This window comes from Microcoleus sp. PH2017_05_CCC_O_A (assembly GCF_020738785.1).
Classification (GTDB): Bacteria; Cyanobacteriota; Cyanobacteriia; order Cyanobacteriales; family Microcoleaceae; genus Microcoleus.
On sequence record NZ_JAEQCB010000251.1, the window covers coordinates 1 to 5694 of the forward strand.

Here is a 5694-nt window from a genome sequence, read left to right on the forward strand (position 1 = left end):
TATTACCCGTCAGCAGTCAGTGTGGGAGAACCGACAGACTGCCAAATGTCATCAAACCTTGAGCAAAGTCAGGAATCGTTAATATGCAAGACACTGCGATCGAATCTATCAAAGCCAGAGAAATCCTCGACTCCCGCGGCCGCCCTACCATCGAAGCTGAAGTGTATCTAGCCAATGGTGTTGTCGGACTCGCCCAAGTGCCCAGCGGCGCGTCTACAGGCTCTTTTGAAGCCCACGAACTCCGCGACGATGACAAAAAACGTTACGGTGGTAAGGGAGTTTTGAAAGCGGTTGCTAACGTCGAACACAAAATTGCTCCCGCTTTGGCTAATCTGGATGCGATCGACCAACCATTAATCGATCGCACTATGATTGACTTGGACGGTTCCCCCAACAAGTCTAACCTCGGCGCTAATGCCATTCTCGGAGTCTCCCTAGCCACAGCAAAGGCGGCCGCCGAGACTTTACAAATACCCCTTTACCGCTACTTGGGTGGCGCTTTGGCTAACGTTTTACCAGTGCCTTTGATGAACGTCATCAACGGCGGTTCCCACGCCGACAACAACGTAGACATTCAAGAGTTTATGATTGTACCGGTGGGAGCACCTTCTTTTAAGGAAGCTTTGCGCTGGGGTGCAGAAGTATTTGCTAGTCTGGCTAAAGTCTTAAAAGACAAAAATTTGCTGACTGGTGTTGGCGATGAAGGCGGTTTTGCTCCTAATTTGGGTTCCAATCAGGAAGCTTTGGATTTGTTAATGATGGCAATTGAAAAAGCTGGCTACAAACCGGGTGAACAAGTTGCTTTGGCTTTGGATGTTGCTGCTAGCGAATTTTACAAAGATGGGAAGTACACCTATGACGGTGTGGCTCATTCGCCAGCAGAATTAATCGATTATTTGGATGGTTTGGTTGGACAATATCCGATCGTTTCCATTGAAGATGGTTTGCACGAAGACGATTGGGATAGTTGGGTGGCGCTAACTCAGAAAATGGGTAGCAGAGTTCAATTGGTGGGTGACGATTTGTTTGTTACTAATCGCACGCGCTTGCAAAAAGGGATTGATTTGAAAGCTAGCAATTCGATTTTGATTAAGCTGAATCAAATTGGTTCTTTGACTGAGACTTTGGATACGATCGACTTAGGGAAGCGCAACAGCTATCGATCGGTAATCAGCCACCGTTCGGGTGAAACTGAAGATACTACAATTGCTGATTTAGCCGTAGCGACTCGCGCCGGTCAAATCAAGACTGGTTCTCTGTGCCGCAGCGAACGGGTTGCTAAGTATAACCGTTTATTGCGGATTGAGGACGAATTGGGCGATCGGGCAATTTATGCTGGTGCGATCGGTTACGGGCCCAAATAAAATTTGGTAATGGGTAATTGGGAATTGGGAATTGGTGTCAACAACCAGGTCAAACGTAGTCACACATGGCTGTTTACCACCAAGGCTCGATCCCCCCTAGCCCCCCTTGAGAAGCAGGGTGGTTTTATTGTCGGGAAAAGAAATCTGAAACTACCAAAATTATCGCTCAAAGATTGGCTCGCGCTTGGGCGAAGGTACGTAGTTGCGCTTAAGCGCTCTTTCCTAATCTTATAAAGAGCGCTTAAGCGCAACTACGTACCTAATTTGTGTGACGACAATAAAACCACCCTGCCTAGCCCCCCTTGAGAAGGGGGGGACAAGAAGCATTCAAAGTCCCCCTTCTTAAGGGGGATTTAGGGGGATCGAGACTAAGCTACAAACGAGATTTATCAATGGTTTCAAACTTAAGTTGACACTGATCCCCATTACCAATTACCATGCCCCATAATCACGGATAGAAAGCCAATTGAGGTAAACCCAAAGTTTCTTCCCAGCCCATCATCAAGTTCATGCACTGGATGCCTTGACCGGCTTGACCTTTAATTAAATTGTCGATCGCCGACATCACAATTACCCTATCAGTGCGCGGATCGACTTCCACGCCGATGTAACAAAGATTCGTGCCGCAAGCCCATTTTGACTGCGGATAAACCCCAGCCGGTAACACTTTTACCAAAGGAGAATTGCGGTAAAAAGCGGTGAAAATTGTAATTAAATCTTCCCGCACTAATCCCGGATCGCGCAAATTTGCGTAAACAGTTGCCAGAATTCCCCGCACCATCGGCATCAGGTGGGGAGTAAATTGGACTTTGATATCTTGTCCGGCCAAATGGCTGCAAACTTGCTCAATTTCTGGGGTGTGGCGGTGGCGGCCTACCCCGTAAGCGCCGATCGAATTGTCAGCTTCTGCCAACAACAGATTAACTTCGGCTTTGCGGCCCCCTCCCGAAGATCCTGATTTGGCGTCGATAATTGCTGTTTCTGGCTCGATCAGACCTTGTTTGAGTAAGGGGGCCAGGGCTAATAAACTAGCAGTGACGTAGCAGCCGGCACAGCCTACTAATTGAGCGTCTTTAATGCGATCGCGATACAATTCTGGCAAACCGTAAACAGCCGTTGCAGCTAAAGCAGAGTCCGATCGCTCGCCGCCGTACCAAGCTTTGTAAGTGTCCAGATTTTCAAATCTGTAGTCAGCCGACAAATCCAAAACTTTGCAGCCGCCTTCAATCAGCGTCGGTGCCATTTGGCAAGCTAAACCATTCGGCAGCGACAGAAACACAACTTCACATTTTGCCGCTATTTTATCTAGGTCGATCGCCTCAATAGTCAAATCAATGCAGTTAGTCAGATGCGGATAAAGGCTGGAAAAAGGTTTTCCCGCACTGCTATCCCCGCCTACATACACTACTTCTGCCGCTGGGTGATCCGCCAGCAGCCGCACCAGTTGTACGCCGCCATAACCTGAAGCGCCAACTATGCCTACAGGCACAGGTCTAACATCTCCCATTTTCCTTTATCCCCTCAGCCTTTGAAGTCAAAAACGCTTGAACTTTTGCTGCATTGTAGTACCAAACGCCAACTTTGGTAATAAAGAATTGTGTTGTTTTGTGATTGACGTGGATTTTTGTAAATTTTCCGGTGTTTGACCAAGAATTTCAACGGTGGTACCCGCCACGTGATTTATCCGTGGAATCAATCCCAAATCGAAAATCGAAAATCCTCTCTTCCCCCGAATTTATCCGTGGGCTCAATCTAAAATCTAAAATCTAAAATCTAAAATCGATTGACTCCGCCCAAAAACCAATACAAAGTCCCGCAGGGCTGTGGTGGAGAGGCCAAAATTTCAGACTCGCATTGAATCTTCCAGAGTCAATCTCAAATCTAAAATCTCCTATCTAAAAACGGATGTGCGATCGCCAAAACCCTAAAATTAAGCAACGGATGTGCGATCGTGCTATAAAATCTTACATAAATCTATCCATAAACCGGGGATTAACTTTTTTCGCTCTTTCCTCGAACCTCAAAGCTCAACATCCGTTAAATCCATTACACTCATCCGTTGCCGAATTTCCTATGGGAATAGTTGTAGAAGACGTATCAAAACAGTTTGGCAGTTTCCAAGCACTCGATCGAGTCAGCTTGAAAATTGAATCAGGTTCTCTAGTCGCACTGCTGGGCCCGTCTGGTTCCGGCAAGTCCACCCTGCTGCGACTGATTGCAGGTTTAGAAATGCCCGACTCCGGCAAAATCTGGCTGACAGGTCAAGATGCCACCAATACTAGCGTCCAAGACCGCAAAATTGGATTTGTGTTTCAGCACTACGCGCTATTCAAGCACATGACAGTGCGAAAAAATATTGCTTTCGGCATGGAAATTCAGAAAACTCCACCGACGAAAGTCAAATCCCGCGTAGAAGAATTGTTAAATTTAGTCCAATTGGGAGGATTGGGCGACAGATACCCGTCGCAACTTTCAGGAGGCCAGCGTCAGCGGGTAGCCCTCGCCAGAGCCCTGGCTGTGGAACCAAAAGTGTTACTGCTAGACGAACCTTTTGGAGCTCTCGATGCCAAAGTCCGCAAAGATTTGCGCGCTTGGTTGCGAAGACTCCACGACGAAGTGCACGTTACCACAGTCTTTGTGACGCACGACCAAGAAGAAGCGATGGAAGTTGCCGATCGAATTACAGTAATGAATAAAGGTAAAATCGAACAAGTAGGCACACCCGCAGAAATTTACGACCATCCAGCTAGTGCATTCGTCATGAGTTTTATCGGGCCTGTGAATGTCTTGCCCAGCAGTTCGAGAATGTTTCAAGACAACGGCTTTGACTCAGCCAACCCAGAAATTTTCTTGCGCCCTCACGACGTAGTAATTGAAACTACCGAAAATAGTGCAACAGTGCCGGCAAGAATCAGTCGCTTGATTCATTTGGGATGGGAAATTCAGGTGGAATTAACCTTAGATGACGGTCAAGTGCTGAATGCTAATTTGACAAGAGAAAGATTCGATAACTTGCAGTTGCAGCCGCAGCAAAGAGTGTTCGTCAAGCCGAAAGATGCCAAGTCATTTCCACTTTATTATTCTATCTGATATCATATCCTCTGAGAACAACACCATAAAATTGGTTTGTAGTAAGGACTTTAGTCAAGCGTAATGGATGCGGACGGGAGCATCTCATTTTTGTAAAAAGCATTTTTTTTATTATAGTGCGAGCTTAAGAGCTCGCGAGTTGTACAATACGCGAGCTCTTAAGCTCGCACTATATATAAATGCAAAACTGAGATGCTCCCGATGCGGACTCGCATTCCGAACGATCAAACACTCTGATCTCAATTCTTCAAACTAGAGCTAAATTGATATCGGACACAAAAAAATAAGGACACGGCATTGCCGTGTCCCTACTTTTTTATGCTGATAAGCTGTCGTGCATTTCAATTGCATATTCGGGACGGGCTAGAAGCCCATCCCACAAGACTTGAATTATTTCTTGACATACAGTTTAAATGCACAACACTTAGCTGCCCAATTAGTCTTTGATTTTGCTGACAGCCTTTTTGACTTGTTGCTCAAAGGATGTCGCGCTTGTATTAGAAGGATTTTTCATCTTCTCGCTGTCAGCATCTCCCTGAACTTCATTAATCCCTTCATTAGCTTTTTTCTGAGTTTCTTCCAGAGACATCGGGTCTTTCAAAACAGCTTTTTGAGCTTCTTTCTCAATCCCCAAAAGTTGAGCTTCACCTTTGGTGGGGCTGCTGGTAACGGCAAAAGCTGTGAAAGCATTGGAAACAAACATCAATGCACAAAAACAAACAACTATTAAACTGCGAACTAAACGCTTGACTGGGAGGTTAAAGCTGATAAAAGACATACAAAATTTCTCCGTATTTAGAAGTTTTGATCGTTGAGATTGTTAACAGGCTGAATTTAACTCAATTTCTGCACAATCTTTAACTCAAGTTTGATAAAAGCCACTTGAATCAGCAGTGGCAATCAGTTAATTTGAGCTAATTAATATTTAGCTTAAATAACGGGGTTATGAAATCTTTCTCAGGGAATATTTGGGCTTTGTGTCTTCCGATAGTTGACACTCTCAGGGAGTCAACGCCACTGAGATTCTGCGGACAAAGTAGATTTAGGTAATACCCAAAGTCTAACTCTCGCTGGGAGTCGTCAAAGACCGTCTACCCAGTTGGTTTAAGCTTACACCTAACTTACTGGCTACTTTTCTCAGAATAATTAAAGTCAGTGAAGGAGTCGCCCCCTCCACTGCTCTCCAAAACGGAACGTGATAGTTTCCCATCATTGGGCTCCTCAATAAAACGGCTGTTGT

Annotated in this window: 5 protein-coding genes; 2 read left to right on the forward strand and 3 right to left on the reverse strand. The window is 45.6% G+C overall.

Annotated elements, in window-relative coordinates; translation table 11 throughout:
• Positions 1-74: 74 nt before the first annotated feature.
• Positions 75-1364 (forward strand): phosphopyruvate hydratase, encoded by a 1290-nt coding sequence (gene eno / locus JGK20_RS32990; RefSeq protein WP_363319160.1) that lies wholly within the window; start codon positions 75-77, stop codon positions 1362-1364.
• Positions 1365-1812: 448 nt separating this feature from the next.
• Here the strand turns inward: eno and argC are convergent, their stop codons facing one another.
• Positions 1813-2871: an N-acetyl-gamma-glutamyl-phosphate reductase gene (argC, locus tag JGK20_RS32995; RefSeq protein WP_293224711.1), complete on the reverse strand. Its 1059-nt coding sequence runs from the start codon at positions 2869-2871 to the stop codon at positions 1813-1815.
• Between the two features lie 566 nt (positions 2872-3437).
• Here argC and JGK20_RS33000 point away from each other — a divergent pair.
• On the forward strand, positions 3438-4454 hold the full coding sequence (locus tag JGK20_RS33000) for a sulfate/molybdate ABC transporter ATP-binding protein (RefSeq protein WP_293180814.1): 1017 nt from the start codon (positions 3438-3440) through the stop codon (positions 4452-4454).
• 436 nt (positions 4455-4890) lie between these two features.
• Here the strand turns inward: JGK20_RS33000 and JGK20_RS33005 are convergent, their stop codons facing one another.
• Together JGK20_RS33005 and JGK20_RS33010 are read right to left on the reverse strand one after the other, a co-directional pair.
• Positions 4891-5232 (reverse strand): low temperature-induced protein, encoded by a 342-nt coding sequence (locus JGK20_RS33005; RefSeq protein ID WP_293203199.1) that lies wholly within the window; start codon positions 5230-5232, stop codon positions 4891-4893.
• Between the two features lie 282 nt (positions 5233-5514).
• Positions 5515-5694, reverse strand: a 180-nt coding sequence (locus tag JGK20_RS33010; protein WP_293212107.1) for a hypothetical protein, incomplete at its 5' end; no start/stop codon positions are given.

What these genes read in the sequence shown, in the direction of transcription:
- argC (WP_293224711.1), bottom strand. Translation starts at nt 2,871, where the DNA reads ATGGGAGATGTTAGACCTGTGCCTGTAGGCATAGTTGGCGCTTCAGGT.
- JGK20_RS33000 (WP_293180814.1), top strand. Translation starts at nt 3,438, where the DNA reads ATGGGAATAGTTGTAGAAGACGTATCAAAACAGTTTGGCAGTTTCCAA.
- JGK20_RS33005 (WP_293203199.1), bottom strand. Translation starts at nt 5,232, where the DNA reads ATGTCTTTTATCAGCTTTAACCTCCCAGTCAAGCGTTTAGTTCGCAGT.